Annotated in this window: 16 protein-coding genes; 1 reads left to right on the top strand and 15 read right to left on the bottom strand. The window is 37.1% G+C overall.

Translation table 11 applies throughout. The annotated features are described in order from the left end of the window. Positions 1 to 60 precede the first annotated feature (60 nt). The 9 genes from B5F91_RS12320 to B5F91_RS15225 form a co-directional block, all read right to left on the bottom strand. Positions 61 to 1,287, bottom strand: a complete 1,227-nt coding sequence (locus B5F91_RS12320; RefSeq protein ID WP_087429375.1) for a hypothetical protein — start codon at positions 1,285 to 1,287, stop codon at positions 61 to 63. A 37-nt stretch (positions 1,288 to 1,324) separates the two neighbouring features. Next, positions 1,325 to 2,557, bottom strand: a complete 1,233-nt coding sequence (locus B5F91_RS12315; RefSeq protein ID WP_239416430.1) for a hypothetical protein — start codon at positions 2,555 to 2,557, stop codon at positions 1,325 to 1,327. A gap of 11 nt (positions 2,558 to 2,568) precedes the next feature. Then, complete coding sequence (locus B5F91_RS12310) at positions 2,569 to 3,231, bottom strand: YjbH domain-containing protein (RefSeq protein ID WP_162611710.1); 663 nt, start codon at positions 3,229 to 3,231, stop codon at positions 2,569 to 2,571. 249 nt (positions 3,232 to 3,480) lie between these two features. Beyond that, complete coding sequence (locus B5F91_RS12305) at positions 3,481 to 4,209, bottom strand: WecB/TagA/CpsF family glycosyltransferase (RefSeq protein ID WP_087429372.1); 729 nt, start codon at positions 4,207 to 4,209, stop codon at positions 3,481 to 3,483. 201 nt (positions 4,210 to 4,410) lie between these two features. Then, on the bottom strand, positions 4,411 to 5,106 hold the full coding sequence (locus B5F91_RS12300; protein WP_087429371.1) for a hypothetical protein: 696 nt from the start codon (positions 5,104 to 5,106) through the stop codon (positions 4,411 to 4,413). Further along, positions 5,093 to 6,388 (bottom strand): AAA family ATPase, encoded by a 1,296-nt coding sequence (locus tag B5F91_RS12295; RefSeq protein ID WP_158099920.1) that lies wholly within the window; start codon positions 6,386 to 6,388, stop codon positions 5,093 to 5,095. Before B5F91_RS12295 ends, B5F91_RS12300 begins: the two co-directional genes overlap by 14 nt. 97 nt (positions 6,389 to 6,485) lie before the next feature. Further along, positions 6,486 to 7,571 (bottom strand): hypothetical protein, encoded by a 1,086-nt coding sequence (locus B5F91_RS12290; protein WP_087429369.1) that lies wholly within the window; start codon positions 7,569 to 7,571, stop codon positions 6,486 to 6,488. Then, positions 7,555 to 8,802, bottom strand: a complete 1,248-nt coding sequence (locus B5F91_RS12285; RefSeq protein WP_087429396.1) for a glycosyltransferase — start codon at positions 8,800 to 8,802, stop codon at positions 7,555 to 7,557. Before B5F91_RS12285 ends, B5F91_RS12290 begins: the two co-directional genes overlap by 17 nt. Before the next feature lie 5 nt (positions 8,803 to 8,807). Next, positions 8,808 to 9,233: a hypothetical protein gene (locus tag B5F91_RS15225; RefSeq protein WP_158099919.1), complete on the bottom strand. Its 426-nt coding sequence runs from the start codon at positions 9,231 to 9,233 to the stop codon at positions 8,808 to 8,810. A gap of 155 nt (positions 9,234 to 9,388) precedes the next feature. Between B5F91_RS15225 and B5F91_RS12275 the strand changes: the two genes are divergently transcribed. Then, a complete protein-coding gene (locus B5F91_RS12275; protein WP_087429367.1) occupies positions 9,389 to 10,990 on the top strand; it encodes an IS1182 family transposase in 1,602 nt (533 codons plus the stop codon). A 15-nt stretch (positions 10,991 to 11,005) separates the two neighbouring features. Here B5F91_RS12275 and B5F91_RS12270 read toward each other — a convergent pair whose 3' ends face one another. The 6 genes from B5F91_RS12270 to B5F91_RS12245 all read right to left on the bottom strand — a co-directional run bounded on the left by B5F91_RS12270 (position 11,006) and on the right by B5F91_RS12245 (position 15,308). Beyond that, the gene (locus tag B5F91_RS12270) at positions 11,006 to 11,764 is read right to left on the bottom strand and encodes a glycosyltransferase family 2 protein (RefSeq protein WP_087429366.1); all 759 of its coding nucleotides are present in this window, start codon (positions 11,762 to 11,764) and stop codon (positions 11,006 to 11,008) included. Between the two features lies 1 nt (position 11,765). Continuing rightward, entirely contained in the window at positions 11,766 to 12,329 is a 564-nt protein-coding gene (locus tag B5F91_RS12265) for a DapH/DapD/GlmU-related protein (protein WP_239416429.1), read from the bottom strand. Beyond that, positions 12,326 to 13,432 (bottom strand): glycosyltransferase, encoded by a 1,107-nt coding sequence (locus tag B5F91_RS12260; RefSeq protein ID WP_087429365.1) that lies wholly within the window; start codon positions 13,430 to 13,432, stop codon positions 12,326 to 12,328. Before B5F91_RS12260 ends, B5F91_RS12265 begins: the two co-directional genes overlap by 4 nt. 34 nt (positions 13,433 to 13,466) lie before the next feature. Beyond that, positions 13,467 to 14,291, bottom strand: coding sequence for a glycosyltransferase family 2 protein (locus tag B5F91_RS12255; RefSeq protein ID WP_087429364.1), 825 nt, complete (start codon positions 14,289 to 14,291; stop codon positions 13,467 to 13,469). A gap of 5 nt (positions 14,292 to 14,296) precedes the next feature. Then, entirely contained in the window at positions 14,297 to 14,752 is a 456-nt protein-coding gene (locus B5F91_RS12250; protein ID WP_239416428.1) for an acyltransferase, read from the bottom strand. A 130-nt stretch (positions 14,753 to 14,882) separates the two neighbouring features. After that, complete coding sequence (locus B5F91_RS12245; RefSeq protein WP_343210842.1) at positions 14,883 to 15,308, bottom strand: glycosyltransferase; 426 nt, start codon at positions 15,306 to 15,308, stop codon at positions 14,883 to 14,885. Between the last annotated feature and the right edge of the window lie 125 nt (positions 15,309 to 15,433).

Raw genomic sequence — 15,433 nt, 5'->3', positions numbered from 1 at the left:
CAACCTTTTCTTTTTGCTTAAAATGATAATAACCTGGCTTTAAGGTTACATTGGTTATGGTTAGCCGACTTGACTGCCTCCTCCAGAATGTCCGTTGGCATCTTCAATTCGATAGTCAAATTTAGTGCCTGTATATTTCTTAACAGTTACGGTTACCGTTTGTCCGTTATTCAGATTAAATGTATAATTAATTGTTTTATAAGTGCTTTCCACATTCCAATATAAAATGTGGTTTCCGCTGATATTGGTTTGTTCTGAGAAATTTACGTTGTATACTCCTTGAGGTCCTTCACTGGCAACAATCGCATTATTGATTTGCTCGCTGATCGGGTCATTTCCTACCACTGTACTTTCCGGTGCAGTAACATATTCCCAACCCATAGGAGCCGAATAACTGATAGTGATGTTGTTCATCGCATTGAAGTTGCCACTGTTGTCTACAGTATTTTCAGCACCTTCGATCGGTTCGTCTTGTTCACCGCCTTCCTGGCGCGCTGCATTTACCCGGAAAGAATAGTCGCCTTCAAGTGTCCCTTCTTGCAGGTTATATTGGTAAGTCCGGGTTTCTGCATCGTAGTCAGCTTCGCCTAATCGTGATTCCGCACGAGACATGTCTGATTCCTTATATACTTCTACATTTGTGAAGTTATATTGGGACGATGCATTTCTCACAGCTAATTTAATAGCGTTAGCTTGTACTTCGTTACTAGTTTCGATATACATATTCATAATCGAAGTGGTTGCGCTATTCGATGCCACATACGGAGTTACGGTTACGTCCGTATTAGTATCTACTTTGTTGGCTGGCACTTGGATACCGGCTTCTTCGATGTCGGCGATGGCTTCTACTTCTCCTGTTTCATCGATTACGGCTTCTTCATTATTGGCTGGTAATGTTGCTGCTGCCGCTTTGGGGGTCAGAACGAAGTTTGCCGTAACGCTCGAACGGTTTTCTGCATTGTTAGGAATACTTACAGTAGCGGTCATACCCAAGTAATTGTCCTTGGTTGCTTTTACTGTGTACGTTTGCTTGCCGCTTACTGATATCCGGAACAATCCTGAATTGTCTGTTTCTACAGGTTCTTGTCCATCCACAGAGACGGTAACGCCACTTAGTGGAGTTGTTCCTTCCATAGTACGGCCTACGATGTAATATGTTACATTTTCAGCAATCGGGTCTGTTACAATTTCCGGAGTTCTTTCTTCGTCATCATCTGAGCAAGAACTCATGCCCAGCGTTGTTGCCGAAAGCAACAATGCCCATGTTAAGATTTTACTTGTTTTCATTTTCTTTTTTTGTTTAAAAAACACTTCTCATTTTTCATTATCTAGTTTTTGTAGTCTTCATTAAGAAATACCGTATGTAGTCAGGTTGGTAAAACCCTTTGCTTCGGTTTTCTCCAGGAACAGTGTTGTAAGTATGTCCCAATTTTCGGTCTACGTATTCGCCCCATACAGTCATTTTGTATCTATAGTTGAAATAATCTGCAGGTTTAAGTCGCATACCTTTCCACCGCTTGTATTTTTTTCCAGGAAGCGGGACTGCGAATGAAAATCCCGCATTGGCGTCTCCTCCGGTATATACCCCGTAAAGCCCCACGGTATATTCGCCGAAATGCCTTACCAGTTCACCTTGTATGCCATAATCGCCATAAACAAATCGGGCAGCTTCCACTGTTATTTCCGTATTCCATTGCGGCAAATAAGTTCTTCCGTAAATCGAAGCGTTGACTTTTGGCTTACTACGGTTTACGGTCCAACCGGCATTGTCGAAAATCGAATAAATAGTCAACCCGAGCTTGGCACCGGCTTCCCATCGTCCGTTTTTGTTTCTCCAATATCCTGAGACCTGTCCGCCTAGCCGATGATTGGTAAATTGCCCGCCCGTTGCTTTCAGATATACGTTGCGTCCTAGATAGAACCCTTGACTGATAGCCACAATTCCCGGTCTTATCTGTTTCAGTTCTCCTTTTTGGTTGCCGACAATTGGGAAAATGACTTGTGCGGTCAGTTCTGCCCCTTTCCATAAAGGCATCTCTAAAGCTGGAGCCAAAGAGATATAATATCGGTAAAGCTTGTTGAAACTTGAATTTTCCAAAAACAATTGAGGATAAACTGTCAAGTCCGGTCGCCAATTGCTGCGTTGTATGGTTTCTTTCCCTTTCAACAATTCCAGTTCTTCGTCAGCTTGGGTTCCCATTTTCATTTCAGCATAAACATCATAAAGAGTGCATTCTTTTCTATGGAAACGTCTGCTCAACTCAGCAGGAATTTCAATTTTTAATTGCGGTATGCCGTTCTCGTCCAGAATTATCAAACAAATGGTTTTTGTTTCGTTTCCGTCTAAAGCAGTTTCAATTGCTTTTTTTACCCCTTCATACGAGTTTCTATATACCCTGTCTTCGTATGCGATGATTTGTTTTTCCGCATTCGATACAGTCCGGATATTTTCCATTCCTAAGCGCGAGAACCGTTCAGCCAATTGGGCATGTAATAGGAGTGCATACATCCAGCATAGCCCTAATAGTATGATTCGTTTAGCTGTATACCTTGCCATAGTTCCTCCGCTTAATGAATTAATGTACATTCAAACCGCACTCCTCCTGCAATACAGTCAAACTCCGAAGTATATGCACAAAGCGAAACATGATTCCATAACTTAGCAGTCAGTCCAATATTGAAATTACAGGTATCATATTCAGCAATTACGCATAGCGGTTTGCAGAAAGCCGGTCGGTAAGAAATTCCTCCGAAGATTCCGTTCCTCAACACATTCCGGTCACCCGTCCAACCCATATATCCGAGGGTAGCTCCTAATTCATGCCCTTTTAGGTCTATATGTTTCGTTACCACACCATAGATGCATTGAAAATAGTTTTTGCCTAAGTCTTTAAACGGATCATTTGTCCCGATTACAATAGCAGGCATATATTTTTTTTCTTTCAGCAGTCTTACACGTATTGAGTAAGAACGGTCTTGCTGGTTGAATTTCGGTTTCCGTGTCATATACCTTGTTTTCAATAGCGTTTCCCTGTAAGTTAGTTCCACAAAAGAAAACAACGTAAAGTTTGCAAAATAGTTACCCGTATTATAGCCGAACGGATTCATCCGGTCGGGCAGGAAGTTGCCTCCCACCATAAGGGTACCCGTTTCATTCATCTCAGCAGTAGGAATATTCAGCCCTCCCACAGTACCCAAACTATATTGTGCGTGAGCCGTCAGGCTTCCCATTACCAGCAGTAGCGTGCCTATCAGTCCTTTCAATGTTTTTTTTCCCATGTATAGCGTTCGTTACCTTATTTTATAACTAACATCCATACACAGGTCCGAAACTCTCGGTATTCCTTGTCCAGATGTCATTGTTCTCTTTGCCTGTTGTCTTTGTGGACTGTTTCTTTTCCATAAATACAACAAAACATCGCAAAGATAATACATTTTGTATTATTTTCTTCAAAAAGAGCAAGGAAAATGTTTTGAATTTTATTTTTCCTTTTTTCTCTCTTTCATTACGTTTAGCAAAAACAAGCTATTTCCGATGATATAACGTTTCCACATCCGTTTTGGTTCTTTCAGCAGTCGGTAAAGCCACTCCAAACTGTGCTTTTGCCATTCGAGCGGTGCTCTTTTTACTGTTCCTGCAAAAAAGTCGAATACAGCACCGATAGTGCCGGTATGGCAATGGATGTTTAGTTCATTCCAGTGCAAATAAGTCCATTTCTCCTGTTTGGGAGCCGTCATTCCAATCCATAGTAAGTCTGGATTAGCCCGGTTGATGGCATCAATGATAGCTTTGTTTTCTTCGGGAGAAAATTCAGGCTTATAGGGAGGCGAATACGTTTCTATCCTTATCCGAGGATATTCCAGGGCGGCACGTTTCTTTATCAATTCCAATACTTTTTCGCTGCTGCCCATAAAGAAACAAGTTCCTCCCCGTGCATTCAGTTTTTCCATTTCCATGACGAATAAATCCCAACCGGCAATCCGCTCTTTCGGTTTCGATTGTGCATTCAGCCATTTGCAGGCTTTTACAATACTGGCGCCGTCTGGAATCAAAGCGTCTCCATTTACCAGTGCTTCGGCAAACAATTTGTCTTTTTGTGCCGTGTTATACGAATGCGCATTAATGGTATTAATCAGCAGTTTGCCTTCCGGCAATGCTTTCAGTGCGTCCATGCTTTCCACGATGGACAAAGATTTCAATATCAGCATGTTTTTTTAGAATAAGATATAGTGAAAGAGTGTCTCGGAAAGACACAAAAAATTGCCCCTTGTTTCATGTATGAACAAGAGACAACGTTTCAGAGGATGTGTTAGGTTTTAGCCTCGTGAGTATAATGTAAAATGAATGGTTTTTTGTGGGTATGTGCAGAAAGTCAGCTTTTTATTTGATAGCTGCTATGTATATTACATTTATAGTTTGTCAAGAACTTCATTTAGGTTGAAACGCCCGGAAGAAGCTTCTTGGTTTATATTAAAGTGAAAAGTCGGTAGAGCATCAAAACATAAACAGTCTTTAATGGGGAGTTTCCCTAATAACGAATAGGTTTTGCTTATTGGAAAATTTTTCGGTTTGCTACTTGCAAAAACCAGGCATTGCTTTTCATATCTCGTTAATTTTTTATTTACATTGTTTGTTTTTTGAATACGTGTGATAGTTTCCTTGTCTATTGGGTGAGATATGATAATGCCACATTTTTTATATTGATGCAAATCAAAGTCATTCAAGCAATTTAATAGTACCATAACACGTAAGTAACTTGCACAAAGCTGCCTCTCTGCTTTTCGGATATTTTCTTTCGTATAATCCGATTTCAATTCGATGAAAACAATATACTTTTGCTCTTTTTGTTCTATTATTAATACCCTGTCGCAACCATGTTGCAATTTGGGCATTCCCGATATTGTATTTTCATCAGTCGGGAATAAGAAGTCTGTTTTAGTAAGAATGGCGTTGTCGATACTCATCAGTTGTCCGTGATATTCCAATTCTACTTTTTTTACAGTAGCTTGTTTCCCTTCTTCCTCAATTTCAAAAATACCTCCATGGTATTTCCTGTGAAACCAATTATCGCTGAATATTTTTGTCAAATCATCATAAATTTTCATCGTCTTGCTCGTCAAAAATTTGATTCCAGTCTATTTGTTCTTGTACGGCATTTGCGAAAGTTTCAAAAGGAATGCCTTTATCTGTATTCAGCTTGCGGATGATAATTTGATGTGATGTCTCGTCTTTTTGAAAATAATATGCATTAATAAGGTCTTTATCCAATGTCAATTCTCTATTTATGTTGTTATCGTTGCATAATTTTTCAAAATTGGAGGAATCTTGCGTTTTTAGGGTATGCAATCTGATTAATTGGTTCAGCCTTGCCAATAGATAATCGCTGTGTGTGGTAATCTGCATAAATGTCCCTTTCATGGCACATGCAGCCAGTAAGTCGGCTATTTTATATTGCATTTCAGGGTGGGCGTGTGCTTCCGGTTCTTCAATGCAAAGCGAATCATTTTCTATATAGCCTGTTTCAGCCCATAGCAATAAAGGACTGAGTTCTTTTATAGATGAGGCTGCGGCACTGATGGGTACGGTTTGATCCTCTTGTCCGTTGATTTTTAGTGTAATGCCATCCTTATTACTTTCTAATTTGCCGTCTATAATCCGTTTGGATATTTGGTTGATAGTGTTATCCAATCGGTTATTTTTTCTTGCCGGATTTTCTCTCATCCGCCAATTGTTAATAAAGTCGAAATCATTCAAGAAGATATCATACATACCTGTGTTGCTCACCTCTTTCTTGATAGAAAAACTTTCGTTCAAAAGTGAAGCCCTTCCTGGAGGAAGCAAATAAGCGTGCCGTATTTGCGTGTCTAATAATATCATTTCTACTTGCGTAGCAATAAAAGGGGTAAGGTCTTTTAAAATATCATTTCTGTTAGAAAATATATTCTTTGTAGTTCCATTGATTGTTACGGAGGTAAGTTGGAGTTCCGAGCCTTCTCCGAAACTAATCCTTGGGTTTTGAGCTTCCTTTATTTGTATATTAAAAGTGGGGTTTCCCTCAAAATAAAAATTCACTTTGCAGGGAACATTCGGATAGTTCAGCAGGTAGATGAAGAAATTTCTCGCGTCTGTTTCCATCCATGTTGTTAATTCTTTACAGTTGAAAGAAAAAGAAAATGATTTTCCGTTTTCCATTCTTTCGGTTACTTTTGTCTGGAAAAACTCTAACAGCCGATTGCTTGAAAATAAATAAAATACGTAGTAAGCAAGGAAATTCGTATAACTCTTTCCCAAATTGGATGCTCCTGTAAAAATCATTATTGGTGCCAGTTCGATATCTGCATTCCTAATAGGTCCCAGTTCTTCTATATGTATTTTAAGCTTTTTCATGTGCATGATAAAGTATGAATTCTAAAGCAAAGATAGGCATCTTTTATTATAAATCAAAATTTGAGTGTCTGAGTTTTTGGAACTTTTGGGACTTTTGTTATAGAGAGTGTTTATTTGTTTTTTGTATAGCTTGGTCTATCAGGTTATTTATTTCTTTAATTTTGTTTACACAGGAATCTGTTTTGTCATACATGTTATTTTTAAATAGTTCAAGATTCGGGATGAGTTGACTGGTACCTTGTTCTATATCATTCAATTTTTTGATGATGTTTGTGACTTTTTCAATGTATTTATATTCAGTATCATAACAATTTTTGACTCCTGTGTTATATTGTACGCTCCATATAAATTTGGTGAGTATTTCTTTGATGCGTAAGAAGTTGCCTTCTTTTCTTTCGTCATTACTGTTTTTAAGCTCTTCCTCATATTCTGTAAGTAGCAGACTGACATTATGCTTAAAGTCTTTGTTTGGAAAGTTATCCATAGAACTAAGGATTATTTCACCTTTTCTTTCAACTTCAATAAGTTCTTCTTTTATTTGAATTTTTATGCTGAAACATTCATCTTGATGATGTTTCTCAATAGCATAAATATTCTCAAAACCATCTGAAGCAAAATCTATTGCGTTGTATAATTGATTAAACTTTTTTGTCCATTCTTTATTAATGGGACTTATGTAAAGTTGAAAACCTCTGAATACCATCTTTCTAGGGATTTGCCTTATTCTGTCATAATGTTTAAGTGAAGTCCTGTTCAGCCTACACATTGCATAAGGATTCTGTCTTGTCTCTTGAATGAATTCATCCAGGCTATTGATGTTTGAGGTAATATTATTGATGATATTATCTAAATCAAGTTTTAAGATTTGCAGGTTATAAAAACTATCCATTTCTTCTTTCCTGTTTTCATTTTGTAGTGAAACCAAAAATTGTTCTCTTTGAATTCTGTTGGCTCTTACTTGCATTAAAAAAGCAAGAAAGGTAGTTATGACTCCTGCTATAGCTATAAATGGGTTCATGATACCGCCTATCGTATCACCAATTTCTCCTTTATTTGTAAAATCTATTTCAGGGAAAATGCTATCACGGGTGAATATGACAGGAGCTATAAAGCTAAATACGACAAGAATGAAGGATAAATAGATTAGTATAGTTGTTATTTTTGAATTATTTTTTTTGGTCATATTGTTCTATTGTTTTTTGATAAAGTTCCACCATTTGTTTGGCTTTGTTTTCCCATGAGAGTTCCTGTTGTCTGGCTTTGCAGTTTTGTGAGCATTCTTTCAATAAATTCCTGTCCTTTTCAAAGCAGTTCAAGGTTGTTGCAAAATCATAGATGGATTGCTGCGGATTGGAAAGTTCAACCGTTTGTCCGACTTTTTTGTCAATGACGGCTGCCATGCCACAGGCATTGAAACAGAGTACAGGCAGACGGTTACTGATGGCTTCCAATACCACAGTAGACGTATCTTCGCTTATGCTGGTGAAGAAGAAGACTTGGGTCTTTCTCATCGCATCCATTACTATGCGGTTGGGCTGATTTCCATGCCATACGATTTGTTTTTCAATACCAAGTTCTGCAGCAAGCTGTTTGGCTGAGAATATTTGTTCTTCATTTCCCGTACCATAAACATCCAATATGATATTATGGTTCTTCGTTTCAGCGATTGCCCGTAAAGCTAATGGCAATTGTTTTCTGAAATCAAATTTTCCCACCCACATTGCATGAAATTCTTTTGAGTCGAAACGTTCGGCAGATAGGTCTTCCGAAGGGAAACATCCTGTTTCGGGGATAATGACAGATTCCAGATGTTGGTATTTCTTTATGGATTTATATGAATCGGGAATGGAGCTGATAAGTAAAGAGGCATGGTGCAGGGCTTCTGTCACTCTTTTGTCATGTTTTATCTGATAGATATTGATTCTGTTCTTCAGCTTATTAAACAGTTTCATTTTCAAACCTGCGTCTTTCAGATATGCTTCCGGAAATTGCTTTAGTCCTCCGATGGGTCCCCAGACAAAAGGAATTTTTGGAATTTTCCACAAGTATCCCGGCTCACGGAAACCGATCATGTTCAGTTGGTGTAGTATGTCGATGTGCGTATGTTGGCAGATGTCTTTTGCCATCTCATACGTTTTCCATTGCCATTCCCGATAATACTTATAGAACCGCCAGTCCCCCTGATTCCAGCACATTTTTCTGATTTCTTCCGATACAGGATTATAGTAGAAGTGCATGTTCTTACCTTGGGGCAGGGCAGGGAGTACTGCTTCTATTTTGTCACGGAACTCACCTTCGGTGATGATGTGCAGTTCACAATGATTGGCAAGGTTCACGCACCAGTTCCACGCCATTCCGGGCTCGCTTCCCATATTGGGGGAGCAGGCGTATGCGTTGATAAGGATGGATAGCATAGCCATTAATGAATTTTGGTTTGATAACCAATCTTATTTAATAAGAAAAATATAGCGTAGAGTATATTGTATTGTTTTTTCTTTAATAATATGATAGGTATTTTAAACTTTAAAGGGGCATGCTGTGTAGTGATTGAATTAATTGCTTTTCTGACAATTTGGTTATTAGAGTATTGTTTGAATAATTTTATGTTGCGCCATTGTTTGGATAACTTGATTCCTAGTTCTAAAGCAGAAAGTAATAATGAACCTGCATAGTAACGTCTCAAATCGACTTGGTGCTTTGTTTTGTACAAAGAGTTAATTCTCTCCCTTTCTTCAGCAAGATGTATTTTAGATTGGAATAAGTTTTCAGCATTTGCTAATATACCATGCATGGAGCCTGATGATCTGAACATATAGTTGTATAAACTGTAGGGGAGTGCTTTCATTCTGTTTACATAGCATAAATATTGTAGAGTAAACATTGTGGAGGATGTGTCAAAATGCATGCCCTCTTTTTTTTATGACAAAGCCTCGACTTTCCCAAGCCGAGGCTTTGTTATGTCCTAAAGATTTTGTATCTTTAAGCATAATCAAAACTAATATGGCAAAGATACATTTTCGTTCTTACAATCCCAACCAAATCGTCCTTTTTCCTCAGCGGATAGATGAAAATATTCCATCAGACGATCCTGTACGCATCCTGAATGCTATGGTAGATAACCTTGACCTCAGTTCCTTTCACAAGTTATACAAAGAGCTGGGCCGTTCTCCCTATCACCCACGAATGATGCTTAAAGCTGTTTTGTATGCCTATATGAACAATATCTATTCCTGTCGTAAGATAGAAAAATCCCTGCTGCGTGACATTCATTTCATTTGGCTTGCCGGTTATGAGAAGCCGGATTACCGGACTATAAACCGTTTCCGTAACCGTGTCAAGGATGAGATAAACGGAATATTCACACAAATAGTCCTCATCCTTGCATCCAAAGGATTCATAAGTCTTGATGTTGAATATATTGACGGCACAAAGATTGAATCAAAAGCCAACAGATACACATTTGTATGGCGTAAGAACGTAGAACGTAACCGCACCAGGCTTCTTGAGAAGATACGTATTCTTCTACAACAAATTGATGATGTCGTGGCACAGGATAATGCCTGCATTGAAAATACTGCTACCGAGTTTACCCCTTCCATGCTGACGGATATGATATCAGAGTTAAAAGCCTCTCTTGAGAATGCCCAAACCACATCGGATAAGGAAGAGAAGAAAGCAAATAAACAAAAGGCAAGGCAAATCAGACAATTGGAGTCACAACGTGACAAACTTGCCGAATATAACATGCACATGAAAATACTAGGCAAACGGAATTCTTATTCCAAAACAGATCCTGATGCTACATTTATGCATATGAAGGAAGACCCTATGGGGAACGGGCAATTAAAACCGGGATATAACCTACAAATCGGAACCGAAAACCAGTTTATGCTCGATTTTGGACTCTTCCCAAATCCTACAGACACTCTTACATTGATCCCGTTCGAAAATTCGTTTCATGAACGTTACAACCGTTTCCCATTAGAAGATGTTACCGATTCCGGTTATGGTTCGGAAGAGAACTATCGCTTTATGGACGAAAACGGAATAGAGGCATATGTCAAGTACAATTTCTTTCATAAGGAGCAGAGAGCAGACAAATATGTGACAAATCCTTTCAAACAGGAAAACCTGTATTATAACAAGGAGAAAGACTATTATGTTTGTCCCATGGGGCAACACATGGAGCGGACAGGTGTACGGCATTCTAGAACTGAAAGTGGATATGTTACAGAAAGTATCGCCTATAGTGTTGCAAGATGTGAGGGATGTCCTCTCAGATGTATGTGTTTCAGATCAAAATCACAAAGACGTACCATAGAAGTCAATCACAGGCTGAAAGAATATAAACAAAAAGCGCGTGAAAGACTTACCTCAGAGAAAGGCATAAAACATAGAAGGCAAAGATGCATAGAACCTGAAGCTGTCTTTGGACAAATAAAATACGACATGGGATACAAAAGGTTCAGGCATTTTGGAAAAGACAAGGTCACAATGGACTTTGCCTTCTTTGCCATTGCTTTTAATATAAAGAAAATGTGTGCTAAAATCAAAAATCAGAAGATGACAGACAAAAATTATCAAAATATAAGAGTGGCATAAGCCATCTACAGCCGATTATACTACTTGAAAGCATGGAGATAGGGATAATACGGAAATATAGAAATCATACTCTATGAAAAATGAGAAACCGATGATTATATAACGAAAAGAGGATGCATCATTTTGACACACCCTCGAAAACCAAATGTTCTCTTTATTGATAATTTCCCGTTTGAATATGTAATGCCATACTGCACCATGCATGAATCCATCTTTTGTTTGTATTTTCATCCCTTTATACATTCGGTTTATATTGTCTTGTGAGTAACCGATTATATAAGGAATGTAATCTCTAATTAATTGTTTGTCGTTTATAATTTTAACTTCTGAACTGTTTGTCAGAAAATTCTTTATAGTAGTTGTTGAATTGTTCTTCTCAAACAAGATATTAAAGTTGAACAACAGTAAATCAGGATTGTCTTCTAGTTGTTTAAATATTATACTTAAAGCATTTGGCGTAATATAATCATCTGGATCGATGAACCAAATGTATTCTCCTTTTGCGTGATAAATACCTCTGTTCCTAGCTGTTGAGACACCGGAATTTTCATAATGGATGAATGTAATATTTTCGTTTTGTGTCCACTTGCGGCATAGTTGGGGTAAATTATCAGTACTTCCATCATCAATAATTATTATTTCAAATGATTGATTAATAATGCTTTGTGTCGTTTTTTTGTTAATGGATTCCTGTAAAAGGATAGACGTAATACATTTGTCTATATATTTCCCTATATTATAGCAAGGTAATATAATACTTAGTTTATAGTTCATATTATAAAGTATTTAAGAAATTCAAATGCTCGTGTGTATCTTCCGCTGATTTAAACCTATTTTTTATTTTTTTCGCTGGTACACCACCCCAAATTTCACAGGGAGGGATGTTTTGGGTGACTACGGCACCGGCGGCAATGATGGAGCCTTTGCCTATAGTAAGCCCACCTACAATGGTTGAGTTATGACCAATCCAAACGTCATCTTCAATGATTGTTATTCCGTTATTTCCTCTTTGGCTATTCCATATTAATAGTCTTGGAACTTGAAATTGATGGTCATTTTTTCCTACGAAGCAGACTCTTCCTGCCATAAGAATATTGTTCCCAAATGTGACATCTGTAGCAATGTTGCAATAAGGTCCGAATTGCACATTATGTCCAATCTTAATTTTCATGCCCTTTGCAAAAGTTGTATGCGGCATCACGCGTATAAAACCATTGTATTTCACCCAAGGGTATTTTATGTGGAACAAATACCACGTCCGTATTATGTTCATGATATATCGTAAGGCAAATTTTGTTTTGCTGGAGCCTTGCGGCATGTTGTGATAGTCAATTTTCATTGCTGATTTATTTTGTAGAAGGCTGAGACGTACTCATTAAATGTACAAGGCATTAAGTTGATTTTACTCATAGGAATTGTCTTGTATTTTTTACATATGGATTGTAATGTTGTTATAAATTCTTTTTCATTCAGTGGGTCGAATAGCTTTCCGTTGTTTTGTGTAATAAAATCAACAGCTCCAATATATTTACTGGCAATTACTGGGCAACCATAAACTAAAGCTTCATTTACTACAGCTCCAAACGGTTCATACCTGCTTGGAAGGATGAAAAAGTTTGCTAAGTCATACCATGCATATAGATCAACTCCTGAATAGAACCCGGCAAATATAACTTTATTATGGATGTTTAGTTGCTGGGATTGTTCTATCAGTTTTTCTTTTAATCTGCCTTCCCCTACTATCACCAAGACGTAATCATTTATTTGTGACTTCGCAAAGGCATTTAATAATAGGTCAAGCCCTTTCACTTCAACTAATCTCCCCATAAACAGAATGATATTCTTACCTTCTAGTTTGAATTGTCTTTTATACCTCTCGTGTATTTTAGAGAAGTCTTTTCTGTATGATAATAATGAATCCGGATCTTGTATATTGGGGCAAATTTCGATTTTTAACTGTTTGAAATGTTTTTTATACCATTGTTTTACAGCATCACTATATACGATAAGTCCATCACTATGATTTAAAACATAACTTCTAGCCTTAGCTTTCAGACCAGATGATGATTCTGCCATTTGCGTATTATCAGAAGTTGTCAGATAATATTTATAGTGGAAGATTCCTAATTGTTTATATAATGCAACTAAAATACTAGTAGGTGAATATTCATGAGAAAAAACGACATCGGGCTTTTCGGACTTAATTAGTTTGAAAATCCCCCATCTAAGTGGGCGATTTCCAATCTTAAGTCCTTTATTGAGGAAAATTGTTTTTATGTTTTTCAGCTTTCCTAATAACTCTTTTCTATTATAGGTAAATCCTTCACATTCGGCATTAGTGAAGGCTATTGTCATATCGTAATATTTCCCCATTTCATTAAATACATCAATTCTCCATGGGGGAAGATATTGGTAAAAAACTAACGCTTTAGGCTTATTCATATTATCGTAATAAAACTAAAAGTTTAGGATAATATCATTTTATCCATATTTGTGGGAATATACATCTCAAATAAATGGTGCAATAATGAAATAAGGCGGTTATTAATCCATAATGTCTTTTTTCTAAATGGAAAGTTTCTTTGGGTGGCATACCATTAGGGCGATGTAAAGCTTTCCATCTTTGTTTGAAAGGAATATCAGGGTCGCACCATTTATCGAGTGTTTCATGTAAATCACATTCTCCAAGAACTTCTCCAACTTGAAACATTTTGATTCCTTTCTTTTGGGCTCTCAGTCCATAATCAAAGTCTCCTTTACTATGGGTAAAGTAATAGTCTAGATTACCTAAAATATGATATACATATTGAGGAATTAAAACAATGTTTCCGTTGAAATGAGTGACTTCGGTCAATGTTCCGTTGGGTATCGGAATTTTCCCGTTATCCAACCGTCCTCCGTATGTGATTTTATTGTGATTAACTGATTGTGTAGCTCCTACTATGATGGCTTTATCGTTTTTGCTTTTGGAAGATTTTAGTAGACTTGCTAACATGTTGGGATATGTAAAAGTATCATCATTTAGCCAAAGATAGAAGTCGTAGTCTTTGGTTTCTGCTGCTTTCTTCCAAGCCGTGTACATTCCTCTGTTCCAAAACAGATTGCCGTCTCCTTTTATGATAATTACCTTTGGATATTGCTTTTTAATGGCTTCTGGAGTACCATCAGTACATCCGTCGTTGGTTAAATAAATATCGATACTGTAATCAGTTAGAGACTGTTGCTTATATAAATAGTCCAAACAGCTTAGCGTTTCTTTTTTGCGGTTGTAGACGGTAAGTAGAATTGCAATGGTTTGCATAATATTTAAATATTTCTAATGAATTTTGCCGGATTTCCTGCCCAAATTTGGTTTGCGGGGATTGATTTTGTCACAACAGATCCTGCACCAATGATAGAATTTTCGCCTATTACTACTCCTTTTAGAATGATAGAATAGGCACCTATAAATACATTGTCATGAATGATTACAGATTTTTCAATCCTATTATTTAAATCGTCTTTACTTTTCCGAATCTTAGAATTTAAAGAATGAAAATCAGTATCATAGATTTTTACTCCTCCTCCGATCTTTACGAAATTCCCAATAGTAATGCTTTTATGGCAAATTAATGCTGTTTGTGAAATACCCACATTGTTTCCAATAATAAGTGTAGCATTTCTGTCTACGAAAAATGTACATTTGCTGTAACAACCGATGGGATTTCCTTTAATACCATTGTTCATGGAGAAATTATTTCCGATGAGCAGTTTTCCTTCCATTGCTACCATTACATATGGGGTACCTATAGTGCGGAAACTTTTTACGTGAGCATTATTTCCCTTGAACAGCCACCAACAGATTAAATGATCAGTTATTTGGCAGATATAATTATAGATTCTCCGTAAGGATTTATATATCAAGTTTATTATCATGATGCAATATGGATAGGTATATTTCATTCAAACGTTTGTCATTGGTCTTTTGGTCATGTCTGATTTGGGCAACGGATTTTTCTTGTTTAGATATTTGTTTACATAGTTTTTCATTGTTGAAAAGGTTGCATACTTTTTTTGCCAGCATGGCTGTTTCTTCGAATCTATAGAGGAATCCTGTATAGCCATCTGTAATCATATCCATTGTACCTCCTACATAAGAGGCTATACATGGAGTTCCTACTAGTTGTGCTTCTCCTACCGAATTTGGGCTGTTTTCAATGGCTGATGGACAAATGAATACATGTGCTTTAGCATATTGAGTTGCCATTTTTGTTTCATCTAATAAGCCTAAAAATTGGATATGATCTTGGATTTTATATTTCTCTATCAGATGTTTTATGTAATTGGCAAAGCCATTAAGAAACTGTTTTGAATTGATTCAAGAATAATGTTACAGTCTCCTTAAAATTTGAAATCAGCAGGCCAATTGGAAAAATGTTATATCTTTAAAGGTACCAAACTATA

The organism is Bacteroides sp. An322 (assembly GCF_002161765.1).
In the GTDB taxonomy this organism is placed as follows: Bacteria; Bacteroidota; Bacteroidia; order Bacteroidales; family Bacteroidaceae; genus Phocaeicola; species Phocaeicola merdavium.
The sequence above is the reverse complement of the archived record's forward strand: the minus strand, read 5'-3'. Positions and strand labels throughout refer to the sequence as shown.